At 59.8% G+C, this 15,787-nt stretch carries 14 protein-coding genes; 4 read left to right on the forward strand and 10 right to left on the reverse strand.

The genetic code is table 11. The features are described from left to right. Nucleotides 1-146: 146 nt before the first annotated feature. Nucleotides 147-3,218: an efflux RND transporter permease subunit gene (locus tag ACYZTU_RS23165; RefSeq protein ID WP_461965808.1), complete on the reverse strand. Its 3,072-nt coding sequence runs from the start codon at nucleotides 3,216-3,218 to the stop codon at nucleotides 147-149. A 6-nt stretch (nucleotides 3,219-3,224) separates the two neighbouring features. After that, nucleotides 3,225-4,325, reverse strand: a complete 1,101-nt coding sequence (locus tag ACYZTU_RS23170; RefSeq protein ID WP_449644897.1) for an efflux RND transporter periplasmic adaptor subunit — start codon at nucleotides 4,323-4,325, stop codon at nucleotides 3,225-3,227. A gap of 94 nt (nucleotides 4,326-4,419) precedes the next feature. Here ACYZTU_RS23170 and ACYZTU_RS23175 point away from each other — a divergent pair, with 94 nt between their 5' ends. Next, nucleotides 4,420-5,055, forward strand: a complete 636-nt coding sequence (locus tag ACYZTU_RS23175; RefSeq protein WP_461965809.1) for a TetR/AcrR family transcriptional regulator — start codon at nucleotides 4,420-4,422, stop codon at nucleotides 5,053-5,055. Nucleotides 5,056-5,101: 46 nt separating this feature from the next. Here the strand turns inward: ACYZTU_RS23175 and ACYZTU_RS23180 are convergent, their stop codons facing one another. Continuing rightward, on the reverse strand, nucleotides 5,102-5,884 hold the full coding sequence (locus ACYZTU_RS23180) for a class I SAM-dependent methyltransferase (RefSeq protein ID WP_461965811.1): 783 nt from the start codon (nucleotides 5,882-5,884) through the stop codon (nucleotides 5,102-5,104). Between the two features lie 93 nt (nucleotides 5,885-5,977). On the opposite strand from ACYZTU_RS23180, the gene ACYZTU_RS23185 reads away from it, so the two are divergent. Further along, the gene (locus ACYZTU_RS23185) at nucleotides 5,978-6,598 is read left to right on the forward strand and encodes an energy transducer TonB (protein WP_461965813.1); all 621 of its coding nucleotides are present in this window, start codon (nucleotides 5,978-5,980) and stop codon (nucleotides 6,596-6,598) included. 17 nt (nucleotides 6,599-6,615) lie between these two features. Here ACYZTU_RS23185 and ACYZTU_RS23190 read toward each other — a convergent pair whose 3' ends face one another. The 7 genes from ACYZTU_RS23190 to ppc form a co-directional block, all read right to left on the reverse strand. Beyond that, nucleotides 6,616-7,311: an extensin-like domain-containing protein gene (locus ACYZTU_RS23190; protein ID WP_461965814.1), complete on the reverse strand. Its 696-nt coding sequence runs from the start codon at nucleotides 7,309-7,311 to the stop codon at nucleotides 6,616-6,618. 2 nt (nucleotides 7,312-7,313) lie between these two features. Further along, nucleotides 7,314-8,135 carry an isocitrate lyase/PEP mutase family protein gene (locus ACYZTU_RS23195; RefSeq protein ID WP_461965816.1) on the reverse strand — a complete coding sequence of 274 codons (822 nt, stop codon included), beginning with the start codon at nucleotides 8,133-8,135 and terminating at the stop codon, nucleotides 7,314-7,316. Nucleotides 8,136-8,168: 33 nt separating this feature from the next. Beyond that, on the reverse strand, nucleotides 8,169-9,029 hold the full coding sequence (locus tag ACYZTU_RS23200; protein ID WP_461965818.1) for a DUF72 domain-containing protein: 861 nt from the start codon (nucleotides 9,027-9,029) through the stop codon (nucleotides 8,169-8,171). Beyond that, nucleotides 9,029-9,334 (reverse strand): hypothetical protein, encoded by a 306-nt coding sequence (locus ACYZTU_RS23205; protein WP_461965820.1) that lies wholly within the window; start codon nucleotides 9,332-9,334, stop codon nucleotides 9,029-9,031. Before ACYZTU_RS23205 ends, ACYZTU_RS23200 begins: the two co-directional genes overlap by 1 nt. A gap of 188 nt (nucleotides 9,335-9,522) precedes the next feature. After that, nucleotides 9,523-10,197: a tRNA (adenosine(37)-N6)-threonylcarbamoyltransferase complex dimerization subunit type 1 TsaB gene (gene tsaB, locus ACYZTU_RS23210; protein ID WP_461965822.1), complete on the reverse strand. Its 675-nt coding sequence runs from the start codon at nucleotides 10,195-10,197 to the stop codon at nucleotides 9,523-9,525. A gap of 86 nt (nucleotides 10,198-10,283) precedes the next feature. Continuing rightward, the gene (gene adk, locus ACYZTU_RS23215; RefSeq protein WP_461965824.1) at nucleotides 10,284-10,931 is read right to left on the reverse strand and encodes an adenylate kinase; all 648 of its coding nucleotides are present in this window, start codon (nucleotides 10,929-10,931) and stop codon (nucleotides 10,284-10,286) included. A 289-nt stretch (nucleotides 10,932-11,220) separates the two neighbouring features. Then, nucleotides 11,221-13,851 (reverse strand): phosphoenolpyruvate carboxylase, encoded by a 2,631-nt coding sequence (gene ppc, locus ACYZTU_RS23220; RefSeq protein WP_461965826.1) that lies wholly within the window; start codon nucleotides 13,849-13,851, stop codon nucleotides 11,221-11,223. A gap of 890 nt (nucleotides 13,852-14,741) precedes the next feature. Between ppc and ACYZTU_RS23225 the strand changes: the two genes are divergently transcribed. After that, the gene (locus tag ACYZTU_RS23225) at nucleotides 14,742-15,086 is read left to right on the forward strand and encodes a pilin assembly protein (protein ID WP_461971133.1); all 345 of its coding nucleotides are present in this window, start codon (nucleotides 14,742-14,744) and stop codon (nucleotides 15,084-15,086) included. Between the two features lie 274 nt (nucleotides 15,087-15,360). Next, on the forward strand, nucleotides 15,361-15,774 hold the full coding sequence (locus tag ACYZTU_RS23230) for a DUF4398 domain-containing protein (protein WP_461965828.1): 414 nt from the start codon (nucleotides 15,361-15,363) through the stop codon (nucleotides 15,772-15,774). Nucleotides 15,775-15,787 lie beyond the last annotated feature (13 nt).

Here is a 15,787-nt window from a genome sequence, read left to right on the forward strand (position 1 = left end):
GCTTCCTTTGGGCTGGGCCGGCACTCCGGCGTTTGCCAAAGGGAGTCGCCGTAAGGGCGAAACCATTAGTGGCCATTACCGCAGCAACGGATATGTACACCAACAACAAGAGCTTGGTCGGCCCGAAGGCCGCCAAGATCAAAAGATCAAACGGCCTCTTTCTTGACCCTGAACCAAGCCGCATACAGCGCCGGCAAAAACAGCAACGTCAACGCCGTCGCCACAATCAGCCCACCCATGATCGCCACCGCCATCGGCCCGAAGAACACGCTGCGCGACAGCGGAATCATCGCCAGCACCGCCGCGAGCGCAGTCAACACAATCGGCCGGAAACGCCGCACCGTAGCTTCGATAATCGCTTGCCACGGTTTGAGCCCGGCGGCGATGTCCTGCTCGATCTGGTCCACCAGAATCACCGAGTTACGCATGATCATCCCGGACAGCGCGATGGTCCCAAGCATCGCCACAAAACCAAAAGGCTGACGGAACACTATCAAGAACAGCGTCACACCAATCAAGCCCAGCGGCGCTGTAAGAAACACCATCACCGTGCGTGAGAAACTGCGCAGTTGCAGCATCAGTAACGTCAGCACCACCACGATGAAAAGCGGCACACCAGCCTTCACCGAATTCTGCCCGCGAGCCGAGTCCTCCACCGTGCCACCGACCTCCAGCAGATACCCGTCCGGTAGCTCGGCACGAACAGGATCGAGAGTCGGCATGATCTGCTGCACCAGCGTCGCCGGTTGTTCCTTGCCGTAAATGTCGGCGCGCACCGTCACGTTAGGCAAGCGGCTGCGGTGCCAGATGATGCCTTCTTCGAAACCGTATTCCAGCGTCGCGATCTGCGACAGCGCTACGCTGCGGCCGTTGTCAGTCGGTACGGCCAGACTCGGCAGCAACGACAGCTCAGTGCGCTCATGCAACGTGCCGCGCAACAGAATCTCGATCAATTCGTTGTCTTCACGGTACTGGCTGACGCTGGAGCCGGTCAGTGAGCTTTGCAGGAACTTCGACAGGTTCGCAGTGCTCACGCCAAGCGCCCGGGCACGGTCCTGATCAACGTTCAGATAAACAACTTTGCTCGGTTCCTCCCAGTCCAGATGGACGTTGGCCACGTGCGGGTTCTCGCGAACCTTGGCCGCGACTTTACGAGCCAGCGTGCGGACCTCCTCGATGTGCTCACCGGTGACCCGGAACTGCACCGGATAGCCAACCGGCGGCCCGTTCTCCAGACGCGTAACCCGCGAACGCAGGGCCGGGAATTGTTCGTTGAGGGTTTCGATCAGCCAGGTGCGCAGGGTTTCGCGCTCCTCGATGGTCTTGGCCAGGACTACAAACTGCGCGAAGCTCGCCGCAGGAAGTTGTTGATCCAGCGGTAGGTAAAAACGCGGCGAACCGGTGCCAACGTAAGCGACATAGTTATCGATACCGGCGTGATCCTTCAGCAGTGCTTCGAGGCGTTTGACCTCATCGCTGGTGTTGCTTAGCGATGCACCCTCGGCCAGTTTCAGATCGACCATCAATTCCAGACGACCCGATGCCGGGAAAAACTGCTGTGGCACAAAGCGAAACAGGACGACAGAACCGATAAACAACACGACCGTCAGGACAATGACCGTCTTGCGCCGCTGCACGCACCACTCCACCAGGCGTCTGACGCGCTGATAGAACGGCGTGTCATAAGGGTCGGGCTGGCCGTCGCCGGTGCCGTGTTTGGCTGCATGAATTTTCGCCAGATCCGGCAGGAGCTTCTCCCCCAGATACGGCACAAACACCACGGCGGCCACCCACGAGGCCAGCAGCGCGATGGTCACCACCTGGAAGATCGAACGGGTGTATTCGCCGGTACCCGATTGCGCAGTGGCAATCGGCAGGAAGCCGGCAGCGGTGATCAGCGTACCGGTGAGCATGGGGAATGCGGTGCTGGTCCAGGCGTAACTGGCCGCCTTGATCCGGTCGAAGCCCTGCTCCATTTTGATCGCCATCATTTCCACGGCGATGATCGCGTCGTCCACCAACAAACCCAGCGCCAGCACCAACGCCCCGAGGGAAATCTTGTGCAGGCCGATTCCCAAGTAATACATGCAGGCGAACGTCATCGCCAATACCAAAGGAATCGCCAGCGCTACCACCATGCCGGTGCGCACACCGAGGGAGAAAAAGCTCACCAGCAGGACGATTGCCAGCGCTTCCACCAGCACCTGAACAAATTCACCAACACTACTTTTCACTGCGGCTGGCTGGTCGGAGACCTTGCGCAGCTGCATACCGGCAGGGAGATTTTTCTGGATCCGGTCGAACTCGATTTCCAGCGCCTTGCCCAGCACCAGAATGTCGCCACCGTCCTTCATGGCCACGGCCAGACCGATGGCGTCTTCGGCCATGAAGCGCATACGCGGCGCCGGCGGATCATTAAAACCGCGACGCACATCCGCCACATCGGAGATGCGGAAGGTGCGATCTCCTACGCGAATCGGGAAGCTCTTGATCTCTTCGACTGTCTGAAAATTCCCCGAGACGCGTAGCTGCAAGCGCTCGCTGGTGGTCTCGAAAAACCCGGCGGTGGACATCGCATTCTGCTCTTCAAGGGCCTGCTGCACCGCTGACAAAGGTAGGCCGAGGGTGGCGAGTTTGACGTTGGAGAGTTCGATCCAGATCTTCTCGTCCTGTAACCCGAGCAGATCGACCTTGCCGACATCCTTGACCCGTTGCAGCTGAATCTGGACGCGGTCGGCATAGTCCTTGAGCACCGCGTAATCAAAACCGTCGCCGGTCAGCGCGTAGATATTGCCGAAGGTGGTGCCGAACTCATCGTTGAAAAATGGCCCCTGGATGCCCGGCGGCAGGGTATGACGGATATCGCTGATCTTCTTGCGAACCTGGTACCAGAGGGCCGGGATTTCCACGGAGTGCATGGAATCACGGGCGACGAAAGTCACTTGGGATTCACCCGGACGGGAGAACGAAACGATGCGCTCGTACTCGCCGGTTTCCATCAGTTTCTTTTCAATGCGCTCAGTGACCTGACGCGACACTTCCTGCGCCGTGGCCCCCGGCCAAATGGTACGAATCACCATGGCCTTGAAGGTGAACGGCGGGTCTTCACTTTGGCCGAGTTTGGTGTAGGACAGTGCGCCGACAACTGCCAGCAAGAGCATCAGGAACAGTACGATCTGGCGATTACGCAGCGCCCATTCGGAAAGATTGAAACCCATCGGGGATTACTCCTTGTCCGCCAGATTGACCACGCGGTTGGAGCGATCCACCGGGCGCACTTGCTGCCCGTCATGAAGCACATGAACACCAGCCGCCACCACCCAATCGCTGGCGTTCAGGCCTTCGAGCACCGGCACGGTTTTCTCGCCAAAGGCACCGACCCGGACCGGGGCTTTTTTCAAGGTATTGTTGGCGCCAAGCACCCAAACGTAGGTGGCACCGTTTTCCGCGGTGACGGCCGACAGTGGTACCGACAGCGACACCACGTCGGCGGTCTGGATAAACACTCGGGCGCTCTGACCGAGCTCTGCGGGGACCTTGCCGGTGGTGAAAGCGATGCGGGCGGCAAAGGTGCGCGACTTTGGATCAGCAGCAGGCGACAGCTCACGGATGCGCCCGGCGAAACGTTGGTCGGGTTGGGTCCAGAGTTCTACCGAGACTGGCTGACCCACCTTGAAACGGCCGAAACTTTGTTCCGGCAGGCTGATCGACACTTCGCGCTCGCCATCGGTGGCGAGGGTAAACACCGTTTGCCCGGCCGCCACGACTTGCCCGACTTCGACCGCACGTTTGGCCACCACGCCATCCTGAGGCGCACGCAGCACGGCGTAACTGGCCTGATTGGTCGAGACGTTGAATTCGGCTTTGATTTGCTTGAGACGTGCTTCACCGGATCGGTAAAGGTTTTCAGAATTGTCGTACTGCGAACGGCTGACCATCTGACGGTCCATCAAGGTCTTGTAGCGATCACGTTCGGCGCGCACCAGGCTCAGATTGGCCTCGGCAGCGGCGACCTGGGCGCGGGTGGCTTCCAGTTGCAGGCGTACATCCTGAGGATCGAGCTCCGCCAACGGTTGGTCGGCCTTGACCCGCTGTCCCTCTTCGACCAGTCGTCGACTGACTTTGCCGCCAATGCGAAACGCCAGGTCCGGCTCAAAGCGAGCGCGGACTTCACCGGGAAAACTTTCCATCGCCTGAGCCGAAGGCTCTGGCTGCACGACCATGGCCGGGCGAACGGTGACTTGAGGCGCCTCTTCGTGACCACACGCAGACAATAAAAACGCCAGACTGACTGGCAACGCGAGGGGCAAGGCATAGCGGAACATGGTGAAGGACCTTTCGCTAATGGTGCTTGGAATAATTATACTGGGCAGTATGTTATTAATAGCAAACTCACCAGTCCAGTATTAAAAGCGAAGAATGTCGAATAATCTTTCAGCACCCAACGGCCCAGGCCGTCCCAAGGATTTGGCCAAGCGCCGAGCGATCCTCGATGCGGCGAAAATTCTGTTTCTGAGCAAGGGTTATGCGAGTACCAGCATGGACGCCGTGGCGGCCGAGGCCGGTGTGTCGAAGCTGACCGTCTACAGCCATTTCAACGACAAGGAGACGCTGTTCTCTGCCGCCGTGATGGCCAAGTGCGAAGAGCAGTTGCCGACACTGTTTTTTGAGTTGCCGGACGGCATTGCCGTTGAAACGGTGCTGCTGAACATCGCGCGTGGTTTTCATCAGCTGATCAACAGCGACGAATCGGTCAACCTGCATCGGCTGATGATGACGCTGGGCAGCCAAGACCCGAAACTCTCGCTGATCTTCTTCGAGGCCGGGCCTGAGCGCATGCTGCATGGCATGGAGCGGTTGCTGGTCAAGGTTGATCAGAGCGGCGCCTTGAGCATCGACAAACCGCGCAATGCGGCCGAGCATTTCTTCTGCCTGCTCAAGGGTGCGGGGAATTTCAGGCTGCTGTATGGCTGCGGCGAGCCGTTGACCGGGGATGCGGCGGAGAGCCATATTCGGGAAGTGGTGGGGTTGTTTATGCGGGCTTATCGGCCTTAACGATGATCATTCCCACGCAGAGTGTGGGAATGATCAGCAAACAGTCTTAAGGCTTCAGCGCCTTCTTCGGATAAATGTCATACCGACTGGATTTACCATCCAGCGCATGGCTCGGCTTCGGCCCTTCAATGCACGGCGCCTTGCGCGGCCGCTTGACCACCACCCGGTGGCTGGCCAACGCCAACGCAGCTTCAAGCAACGCCGGCGCATCCGGATCATCGCCGACCAGCGGCCGGAACAGGCGCATTTCCTTCTTCACCAAGGCAGTTTTCTCACGATGGGGAAACATCGGGTCGAGGTAGATCACCTGCGGCGGCTCGCCTTCCCAATTGCGCATCACCTCGATCGAATTGCCCTTGAGCAAGCGCATCCGCGCCACGATCGGCGCCACGTCAAAGTCTTCCGCGCCGCGCGCCAGGCCATCTTCAAGCAAAGCGCCAATCAGCGGCTGACGCTCGATCAGGCTCATCTCGCAGCCCAGGCTCGCCAGCACGAACGCATCTTTGCCCAGCCCCGCCGTGGCATCCAGCACCCGCGGACGCACGCCTTGGGCAACCCCGACAGCCTTGGCGATCATTTGACCGCTACCGCCGCCGTACAAACGGCGATGGGCCGCGCCCCCCTCGACGAAGTCCACCCGCACCGGCCCCGGCGCGTCCGGGCCCAGTTGCTGCAGCTGCAAACCCATGTCGCCGACCTGCAAGGCAAACTCACCATCATCCACCTGCATCGGCAAACCCAGGCGCTCGGCCCATTGTTCGGCCTGTGGCTGATAAGTCTCGGCCAGGGCCTCGACATGGATGCGGCAGGCCGCAGGTTGCTCAATCATGGGAAAACACGCTCAAAAAATTAATGATCGGCAAAAACGGCCGATAACAAAACTATCGAGCATTTTGCCAGACCTGAGCGTCGACCGAGAGAAATGTCAGACATTCAACGCACATCGATAGGCTACATCTCGCCCCACGGCGATTTTGGCCTACGGAACTCCCAAGCACTGAGCGGCGTCAGTCACCTGTGGCAAGATTTCTTTGCCCAGGCCCTGGCCGATCAGTCGGGCGATGTCGTTCCGGCTTCTCTCAACTTTCCACCGGTCGATCTCGACAGCCCGGTCGAACCCACCGTTGGCAGCGAACTGCTGGCTCACATCATTTCCCAGCGCGAATGCGATGTGAAAGAAACCGAGGTCCGCCCTCCCGAGCCACTGTTCCTGCCGATTGCCGAGTTCGACATGGACCTGGCCGACAAACCTTTCCCACCGTTCCCGGCACAAGAAATCGTCGATCAACAGAAGCAACAGGACTTCGAAAGCGGTTGGGTCCGCCCGATCGTGCTCACGGCCGGTCAACCGCTGCCAACGCCTGGCACCGCACCGCAACCGCGTCCGCTGCACCTGCCAATCGCCGAATTCGAACTCGATCTGCTGGACAAGCCATTCCCGCCGTTCTCGCCCGAAGCGCTGGTGGAACAACAGAAGCAACTCGATTTCGACAACGGCTGGGCTCGCCGGATCGTCCTGCAGAACCTGCGCATCGCCGCCTGACCTTCAATAACAGGCCCTCAGCGACACACCCACCACGGCCCGACATCCACATGAAAGTGATTGCGATGGGCGGCGTTGTAATCCGGGCTCAATACCACACTGAACATGTCGCAAGCGCCATCGCGGACCTGACGTAAAAACCGTGCGTCCTGATTATCCTTCGGCCAATCCTTGAGCACGTTGATGGATCGGCCATCGGCCAAGCGAAAACCGGCGATATCCAGCGCATTGGCGCTGGCATGCTGGCTGCGTCTGCCGTTTTCGCGGTTGTAGACGTTGCGGCAGGCAAAGCTGCCGAGATGGTCGACACGCGTTACCGCTTGACCGTAGACCGCTTGTGCGGCGGGTTGCAGGGCGTGGTGTTCGAACAGGGCAAACGACACCGCCAGGCGGCAACTGGCGAGGAAACTGCTGCTCAGCGCCACCTCTCCGCCTTGCACACGCAAGGTGTTGATCAACGGACACGTCGCGTCGGGGCTGTTGGCCTGACGGGTCACGTGCAACCCGGAGCTGCTCAGGGCTTGATCGCACAATTGCGGATCATCGCGTAGGCGCATCAGTTTGTAGCGGGTCAGAAAATTGGGTGCGGCCTTCACGTCCAGTGGCGCCCAAGGATTCCACTGCGGCGGCAGTGAGATCCAGCCGCGCCCGACGCTCACGGCCGCCGCACCCACGATCAACAGCATCAACAGCAGCCACCAGCGAAACCGCATCGTCAGCCTTTGAACAATTGATTGGCCTGGGCGTACGGCATGGATCGCGATGTGAACCCGAACGTGCCCGATGTCTTGATCTCTTCGGCAGCGCGGAAAAACTCGCCATACGCTGCCAGGGCCAGCGCCGAACCGACGCTGATACGTTTGACGCCCATTTCGCTCAACTGCTCGACCGTCAATTTCAGTCCGCCAGACATCAACACATTGACCGGTTTCGGCGCCACGGCACGGACCACCGCTAACACATCTTCAGCGCTGCGCAGACCCGGCGCATAAAGTACGTCGGCACCCGCCTCGGCGAAGGCCTGCAAGCGGCGAATGGTATCGGCGAGATCAGGGTTGCCATGCAAAAAATTCTCCGCTCGCGCGGTCAACATAAAGGGAAACGGCAAGCTGCGAGCTGCTGCCACAGCAGCCTCGATGCGCGCCACGGCATGTTCGAAGCAGTAAATCGGCGCGTCTTCACGGCCGGTGGCATCTTCGATCGAGCCGCCGACAGCTCCGGCCGCCGCGGCCCGCAAGATACTTTGTGCACATTCTGTGGGGTCGTCAGCGAAGCCGTTTTCCAAATCGACCGCTACTGGCAGATCAGTTGCCGCGACAATCGCCCGAACGTTTGCCAGAGTGTCGTCCAGCGTCAGCCCGCCATCGGGGCGTGCATTGGAAAAGGCGTAACCGGCACTGGTGGTCGCCAGCGCTTCGAAACCAAGGCTAGCGAGCATTTTCGCCGAGCCAGCGTCCCACGGGTTGGGAATGACAAAAGCACCCTCGCGTTCGTGCAGTGCTTTGAACGCTTGGGCTCGAAGGGTTTGCGCATCCATTGGCAGGCTCCTGAAAAGGGCAAGGAATCCGCTTCAGAGCAGGCCAAGTTGCTCGGCAGCGGGCTCTCTGTATAGCTCAGGCAGCGGCGGCAGGCCAGGCAAACGCAGCATCAGTTGTGCGTGAAAACGTTGCGCCAGTTTGGCGGCCAGCAGATTGTCGGCGGTGTGCAGGAAGATATAAGGCGTGCGGCCCTCTTCGATCCACACGGCGATTTTCTCGACCCACGGCACCAGGAACGGGTCGTTGGCCTCAAGCTGCGGATGGCCAATGAAGCGTACCTGCGGACATTGCGTGAAGGCTGCCGGACGGGTCTGCACTCTGGGCTTTTTCGATTGGGCGTGAAGTACCGAGGCATCGGTCGATGTGCAGCTGAACAACGCTCGGGGATCGAGGCAGATACGCTCGACCCCTCGATCCAGCAGCAGACGATTGAGCCTTCTCTCGGCATCGCCCTTGGCGAAGAATTCGTCATGCCGTACTTCAACCGCCAAAGGCCGGTCCACAGCGTCGATAAAACCGGCAAGCTCTGACAGTCGCTGAGGTGTAAAGCTTTTGGACAGTTGCAGCCACAGCGGTGAAACCCGTTCACCGAGGGGGCTGAGCAATTGCAGGAAGGTGTCGGCAGCGGTCAATTGTTCGCGCAGGTCACCGCTGTGGCTGATGTCACCTGGGAACTTGGCAGTGAAGCGAAAGTGTTCGGGCATGGTCTCGGCCCAACGCTGCACAGTGGTCGCAGCCGGGCTCGCGTAGAAGGTCGTATTGCCTTCCACGGCGTTGAAAACCTGGGAATAGAGATTCAGAAATTCGGCGGGTTTTGCGTCTTGCGGATACAGGTAGTCGCGCCAGGCATTTTCACTCCAGGACGGGCAGCCGAGGTAGTAAGGCAGCAACATCAGATGTACAGGTCGAGGCCTAGCACATCCGAATCCCAATCGACAAAACCGGCGGTGCTCAGGTAGCTGGCGATTGCCGTGGCGACGCTTTTGCTCATGGCGCGGTGGTAGATCATGTCTTGTTGACGAGCCGGGAGATTGCTCAGGCGTTGCGCCGAAGCTTTGGCGGCACGGGCGGCCAATTGCTCTTCGGAAGGAATTTCCAGTTCGCCGTCGATATCGACGTAGTCGTCATCCGCCACAGTGCCTTTGCGAGGCTTGCGCTTGATGGGGTAGGACTGGGAGGAAACGCCGTCTATACGCATGAGTACATGTCCGGTATCAGTAATGGCAGTTTAGTGGCACCTAACCCACTTCGCAAACCGCCGAGTGATAACTAGAACACAGAAAATGGAAAAGGTTTAAAGCTAGGGGTATAAAACGACGATTGGCTTGAACTGGAATACTTATTGTGGCGAGGGAGCTTGCTCCCTCGCCACAAAAGCAACGCGGATTACCGTGCTTTCGGTGTTGCAACCTTGTCTCGCAAATAAACCGGCTGCGCCTCATCAGCCACGATCGCTTCACCACGCGCCCAGGCAAAACGCGCCAAGGTCAGCAGGTCTTCAGCGTGAGGCAGCATGCTCGCATCCTGCCCGGTCAGGCTCACGGCGATACGCTCGGCATAACCCCAGCCAGTGCCGGCGCCAAACCACTCACCGCTGGCATCCGTTGGCAACGCTGCCACTTCCGGCGGCAACACCGCTTCATTGCCGACCAGCCGCATCTCCCCCGCCGTTTCGCGGTAGCAACCCCAATACACTTCATCCATCCGCGCATCGATGGCGGCCGCGACCTGGCTCACGCCGTGTTCGCGATACGCCCGCTGCGCCAACACGGCCAGGTTCGACACCGGCAACACTGGGCGATCCAGCGCAAACGCCAGCCCCTGCACCACACCGATGGCGATCCGCACACCCGTGAACGCACCCGGACCACGTCCGAAAGCGATGGCATCGACCGCTTGCAGGGTGGTGCCAGCGTCGGCCAGCAATTGCTGAATCATCGGCAGCAACTTCTGCGCATGCAGGCGCGGGATCACCTCGTAATGGCTCGTAACCTTGCCGTCATGCAGCAAGGCAACGGAGCAAGCTTCAGTCGCGGTGTCCAGGGCCAGCAAGGTGCTCATCGATGTTTCCGTAAGAGAGTTCAGAAAAAGTGCGCCAGTATAAACAACTACGGCCCGCAAGCGGGCCGTAGAAGATGAAGCGGTTTTCAGTTCAGTGCTTCAAGCACCTTACCGGTGATCGCTTCAACCGAGCCGACGCCCGCAATGTGACTGTACTTCGGCTTGCCCTGATCAGCGGCCAGGTTCTGGTAGAACGCTACCAGTGGCTTGGTCTGGGAATGGTAGACCGACAGGCGATGACGCACGGTTTCTTCAGTGTCGTCCTTGCGCTGCACCAGTGCTTCACCGGTGATGTCGTCTTTACCGGCGATTTTCGGCGGGTTGTAGACGGTGTGGTACACGCGGCCGCTGGCTTCGTGAACACGACGACCGGCGATACGTTGAACGATCTCTTCGTCGTCAACGGCGATTTCGACCACGTGATCCAGCTCCACGCCGGCTTTCACCAGGGCTTCAGCCTGAGGAATGGTGCGCGGGAAACCGTCGAACAAAAAACCGTTCTCGCAATCAGCCTGGCTGATGCGTTCCTTGACCAGGTTGATGATCAGGTCATCGGAAACCAGACCACCGCTGTCCATGACGCTCTTGGCGATCAGGCCCAGCTCGGTGCCAGCCTTGACCGCGGCACGCAGCATGTCGCCGGTGGAGATTTGCGGGATACCGAATTTTTCGGTGATGAACTTAGCCTGAGTACCTTTACCGGCCCCGGGAGCTCCCAGCAGAATGACGCGCATCGATGTGCTCCTCAATTTTTTATATAGATAACGTCAGATTCGCCTCGTGGGGCCAATCTCAAAATAAGGGTCGTGACCGCCCAAACGGTCAAAGGCTGATCAAGATACACAGCAGGCCCGGACCACACAAGCCGCCGAAAGTCGGAGAAACCCGCGCCTGATGTGGCCTTTCGTCGGGGTAACCCTAGTCGCAACCCCATCACTAACTGTCGCCTGGCAGCACTTTTCAACCCCTCGCCCACAGGCAACTCGACGCTGGCGCCGAGTGCCTTGTCCCACGACGAAAACCTTAGCCGGTATTACGCAAACCGGCGGCAATCCCCGCCACAGACACCAGCAGCGCCTGTTCTACCGGGCTGCCCTGTGCCACTTCCTGTTGTCGCGAACGCGCCAACAACTCAGCCTGCAATAGATGAAGAGGGTCGAGGTAGGTGTTGCGCAAGCGGATGAATTCAAGCGTGGCTGGGCTATGTGCCAGTAGCTGCGACTGCCCCGTCAACCCAAGGACCACCGAGCAGGCCTGCGACAATAGGTCGCGTAAATGCGCACCTAAAGGGAGCAGATCCGGCTCGACCAAGCGCTCATCGTAGGACCGGGCGATATCGGCATCTGCCTTGGCCAACACCATTTCCAGCATATCGATGCGCGTGCGGAAGAACGGCCACTGCTCGCGCATCTGCCCCAGCAGCTCGCCTTCGCCGCGCTCCAGTGCCTTGCTCAACGCCGCTTCCCAGCCAAGCCAGGCCGGTAGCATCAGACGCGTCTGGGTCCAGCCGAAGATCCACGGGATCGCCCGCAGGCTTTCAATCCCGCCGGCGCGGCGCTTGGCCGGGCGACTGCCCAGTGGCAAGCGTCCCAGTTCCTGTTCCGGGGTGGACTGGCGGAAATACTCAACGAACTGCGGATTTTCCCGCACCACGGCGCGATAAGCGCTGACACCGTCAGCGGCCAATTCGTCCATCAAATGGCGCCAGGCAGGCTCCGGTGGAGGCGGCGGCAGCAAGGTCGCTTCCAATACCGCCGCCAGGTACAGATTGAGATTCTGCTCGGCGATGTCCGGCAGACCGAATTTGAAACGAATCATTTCCCCCTGCTCGGTGGTACGGAAACGCCCCGCCACTGAACCCGGCGGCTGCGACAGAATCGCCGCGTGCGCCGGACCGCCACCGCGACCCACGGTGCCGCCACGACCGTGGAATAACAACAGCTCTACTTGCTGCTCGCGGCAAATATCGACCAAGCGCTCCTGCGCCCGATACTGCGCCCAGGCCGCCGCCGTCGTGCCGGCGTCCTTGGCCGAGTCGGAGTAGCCGATCATCACTTCCTGCGGCCCTTGCAGGCGCGCGCGATAACCCGGCAACAGCAACAGCTTTTCGATCACCGGGCCGGCGTTGTCGAGGTCGGCGAGGGTTTCGAACAACGGCACCACGCGCATCGGCCGCAACACGCCAGCTTCTTTGAGCAGCAGTTGCACGGCCAGCACGTCGGAAGCAGCGCCGGCCATGGAGATCACATAAGAACCGAGCGATGCGCCCGGTGCCGCGGCGATTTCCCGGCAGGTCGCCAGTACCTCGGCGGTGTCGGCCGACGGCTTGAAGTACGCCGGCAGCAGCGGCCGACGGTTGTTCAGTTCGCGCATCAAGAAAGTGATGCGCTCCTCCTCGCTCCAGTCTTCGTAACGACCGAGGCCGAGGTAGTCAGTGACTTCGGTCATGGCCGCGGTATGTCGTGTCGAGTCCTGTCGCACATCGAGCCGCACCAGGAACAGCCCGAACGTCACCGCCCGGCGCAGGCAATCGAGCAGCGGCCCATCGGCGATCACGCCCATGCCGCACTCGTGCAGCGAGTGGTAGCACAGCTCCAGCGGATCGAGCAGCTCGCGGTTGTTTTGCAACACATCGGCCGTTGCTGGCGTGGCCGTCGTCAACGAGGCGTGAGCCCAGTTGCGCGTGGCGCGCAGACGCTCACGCAACTGTTTAAGGACCGCGCGGTACGGTTCGGCACTGTCCCCGGCCTTGGCCTTCAAATCGTCGCTGGCCTGCTGCATCGACAGCTCGGCCGCCAGGTGATCGACATCACGCAGGTACAAATCGGCGGCCATCCAACGCGCCAGCAGCAAGACTTCACGGGTGACGGCGGCCGTCACGTTCGGGTTGCCGTCCCGGTCGCCGCCCATCCACGAAGCAAAGCGAATCGGTGCAGCTTCCAGCGGCAAATGCAGGCCGGTGGCGTCATGCAGCGCTTTATCGGCCTTGCGCAAATAGTTGGGGATCGCCTGCCACAGCGAATGCTCGATCACCGCGAACCCCCATTTAGCTTCATCAACGGGCGTCGGGCGGGTGCGGCGGATTTCTTCGGTGTGCCAGGCTTCGGCGATCAGGCGCTGCAACTTCGCGTGGATCTGCTCGCGCTCGGCAGTGGTCAGGTCGCGATGGTCCTGAGCGGCCAGCTGCGCGGCAATGGCGTCGTACTTCTGGATCAGCGTACGGCGCGCCACTTCGGTCGGGTGCGCGGTCAACACCAGATCGATTTCCAGTCGCCCGAGTTGCCGGGCCAGGGATTCGGCGCTGTGTCCTTCGGCACCCAGGCGAGCCAGCAATTCCGGCAGTACTCGCGCTTCGAACGGTGCAGGCTGCGACTCTTCGCGACGGTGAATCAGCTGATATTGCTCGGCGATATTGGCCAGGTTGAGAAACTGGTTGAACGCCCGCGCCACGGGCAGCAACTCTTCTTCGCTCAATTGGTTGAGGCTGGCGCTCAGTTCAGCGTCCATCGAGCCGCGACGGTCGGCTTTGGCGCCTTTGCGGATCTGCTCGATCTTGTCGAGAAAGCCGTCCCCGTACTGTTGACGAATGGTGTTGCCCAACAGCTCACCCAACAGGTGAACATCCTCGCGCAAGCGTGCATCAATATCGGTCATCAGCAGTTCTCCAGCGAAAATCCGGGTGTGCTTCTTCGTTAGAGAGTGCCGCTGTAAAGCGGTTCTTACAAGCAGACGAGGAAGGGAATGCTGTTTACCTGGGAAAGTTTTGGGATTGGGATTGGGATTGGTGGGGTACATATCCGTTTCTGCGGTGATGGCGGCTATTGGTTTCGCTTTTACAGCGAGTCACTTGGAAAAGCCCCAAGTAACCAAAGGCTTTTGCCCCGCCATTCGGTGCCATCGGCCATCCATGGCCGGGGGCGGCTACCGCGGCATCCTTGCCGCGGTGCCCCCTGCGCAACGCCTGCGTTCGGCCTCTGGGAAAGGGGCAACAGATCAAAATCAAAAGCCACAGCCACAGCCACAGCAAGATCAAAAGATCGCAGCCTCGTTTCACTCGACAGCTCCTACAGGGGGGAGGCGGTGTACGCACGCTCCTCACCACTCAACAGGCCGAGCGTTAGCTCGCCTGCAGCTTTTGATCTTGATGCACCGCCCCCTCGAGAGGCCGAGTGGAGGTTCTGCGCAGTGGGCAACCCGGCATGGATGGTCGATGGCGGCGGGCCCACGGAGCAGGACCGGAGCGAGGGCATGCCGAGCCTAGGCGAGGCACCGAACGTCAGGGGCAAGAGCCCTTGGTTACTTGGGGTTGGGCGGCATTCCGTATTTCCAAGTGACTCGCTGTAAAAGCGAAACCAATAGCCGCCGCTACCGCAAAAACGGATATACACCCAATCCCCCCAATGACCCCCCACCATTAGACGACGAAGGGACTTTAAACCTTGGGCGTTAAAGCTAGTCTGAAGAGTAAGCCGTACAACGGCTGCCGCCGGCCATTGCCGGACACTGACACTGCCTGCCACGAGCAGGTGCGCAATGAGGTCACTATGAAAATCCGCGAGCTCGCCCATCACTGGGAAGAAAACGCCAAGGGTCGCCTGACCGATACCGGATACTCGATTCATCTGGATGTGGAAGCCGCCGCACGGCTGGCGGCAATTATCGAGATGTACCCCAAACGACACCCCGAAGAACTGCTCGGCGAGCTGATCGGCGCCGCGCTTGAAGAGCTCGAAAAGAGCTTCCCGTATGTGAAGGGCTCAACGGTGGTGGCCACCGACGAAGAAGGTGATCCGCTGTACGAAGACGTCGGTCCAACTCCGCGCTTCCTCGCGTTATCCCGTCGTCATTTGCACGATTTGTCGTCCATTGACGACAAACAGAAACACTGATTACCGCGCTTCTTTTCCCCTCCAAAATGCATATTCTCGGGCTCGCTCAGCGCCGGGAGTACTGCTGCATAGGATGGTAATCACCGATTTAGAGCCTTGTCCGTTCGGTCAAAGTTTTTTCAGGCAATGGGCCATATTCTCTGAACTTTTGAAAAACGTCTCGGGTCACACCCATTAACCACGCCTGGGACGGCCGTTTCATAACGCCTCCGGAAATTGAAGGTTGAGGCTCCTTGCCCAGGATGGATTTTTAAGTTTTTCAGGAGTTATTCCAATGGAGTTGAAGACCATGAAAACCCGAACTGCCAAATCCTCGTTCCCACCTCTGCGTAGCCTGAAACTGGCTGCACTGGCAATCGGTAGCTGCGTCGTTCTGGCCGGTTGTGCCGGCAACCCGCCAAGCGAGCAATTCGCCGTGACGGAATCGGCGGTCAACAGTGCCGTCAGTGCCGGCGGTACCGAATTCGCGGCAGTGGAGATGAAGTCCGCCCAGGACAAGCTCAAACAAGCCGAAATCGCCATGCACGACAAGAAGTATGACGAAGCCAAGATCCTGGCCGAACAGGCCGAGTGGGACGCTCGAGTGGCTGAACGCAAAGCCCAGGCGATTAAAGCCGAACTGGCGGTGAAGGACTCTCAGAAAGGGGTTCAGGAACTGCGTCAGGAAAGCCAGCGCACCGTGCAATAAGCGACGCGGCACG

This window comes from Pseudomonas sp. HLT2-19-2 (assembly GCF_054898005.1).

Coding starts and splice junctions, on each gene's coding strand:
- ACYZTU_RS23185 (WP_461965813.1), top strand. CDS start 5,978: ATGTCAGACATTCAACGCACATCGATAGGCTACATCTCGCCCCACGGC.
- ppc (WP_461965826.1), bottom strand. CDS start 13,851: ATGACCGATATTGATGCACGCTTGCGCGAGGATGTTCACCTGTTGGGT.
- ACYZTU_RS23165 (WP_461965808.1), bottom strand. CDS start 3,218: ATGGGTTTCAATCTTTCCGAATGGGCGCTGCGTAATCGCCAGATCGTA.
- ACYZTU_RS23230 (WP_461965828.1), top strand. CDS start 15,361: ATGGAGTTGAAGACCATGAAAACCCGAACTGCCAAATCCTCGTTCCCA.
- ACYZTU_RS23190 (WP_461965814.1), bottom strand. CDS start 7,311: ATGCGGTTTCGCTGGTGGCTGCTGTTGATGCTGTTGATCGTGGGTGCG.
- ACYZTU_RS23180 (WP_461965811.1), bottom strand. CDS start 5,884: ATGATTGAGCAACCTGCGGCCTGCCGCATCCATGTCGAGGCCCTGGCC.
- ACYZTU_RS23200 (WP_461965818.1), bottom strand. CDS start 9,029: ATGTTGCTGCCTTACTACCTCGGCTGCCCGTCCTGGAGTGAAAATGCC.
- ACYZTU_RS23175 (WP_461965809.1), top strand. CDS start 4,420: ATGTCGAATAATCTTTCAGCACCCAACGGCCCAGGCCGTCCCAAGGAT.
- ACYZTU_RS23170 (WP_449644897.1), bottom strand. CDS start 4,325: ATGTTCCGCTATGCCTTGCCCCTCGCGTTGCCAGTCAGTCTGGCGTTT.
- ACYZTU_RS23225 (WP_461971133.1), top strand. CDS start 14,742: ATGAAAATCCGCGAGCTCGCCCATCACTGGGAAGAAAACGCCAAGGGT.
- ACYZTU_RS23205 (WP_461965820.1), bottom strand. CDS start 9,334: ATGCGTATAGACGGCGTTTCCTCCCAGTCCTACCCCATCAAGCGCAAG.
- tsaB (WP_461965822.1), bottom strand. CDS start 10,197: ATGAGCACCTTGCTGGCCCTGGACACCGCGACTGAAGCTTGCTCCGTT.
- adk (WP_461965824.1), bottom strand. CDS start 10,931: ATGCGCGTCATTCTGCTGGGAGCTCCCGGGGCCGGTAAAGGTACTCAG.
- ACYZTU_RS23195 (WP_461965816.1), bottom strand. CDS start 8,135: ATGGATGCGCAAACCCTTCGAGCCCAAGCGTTCAAAGCACTGCACGAA.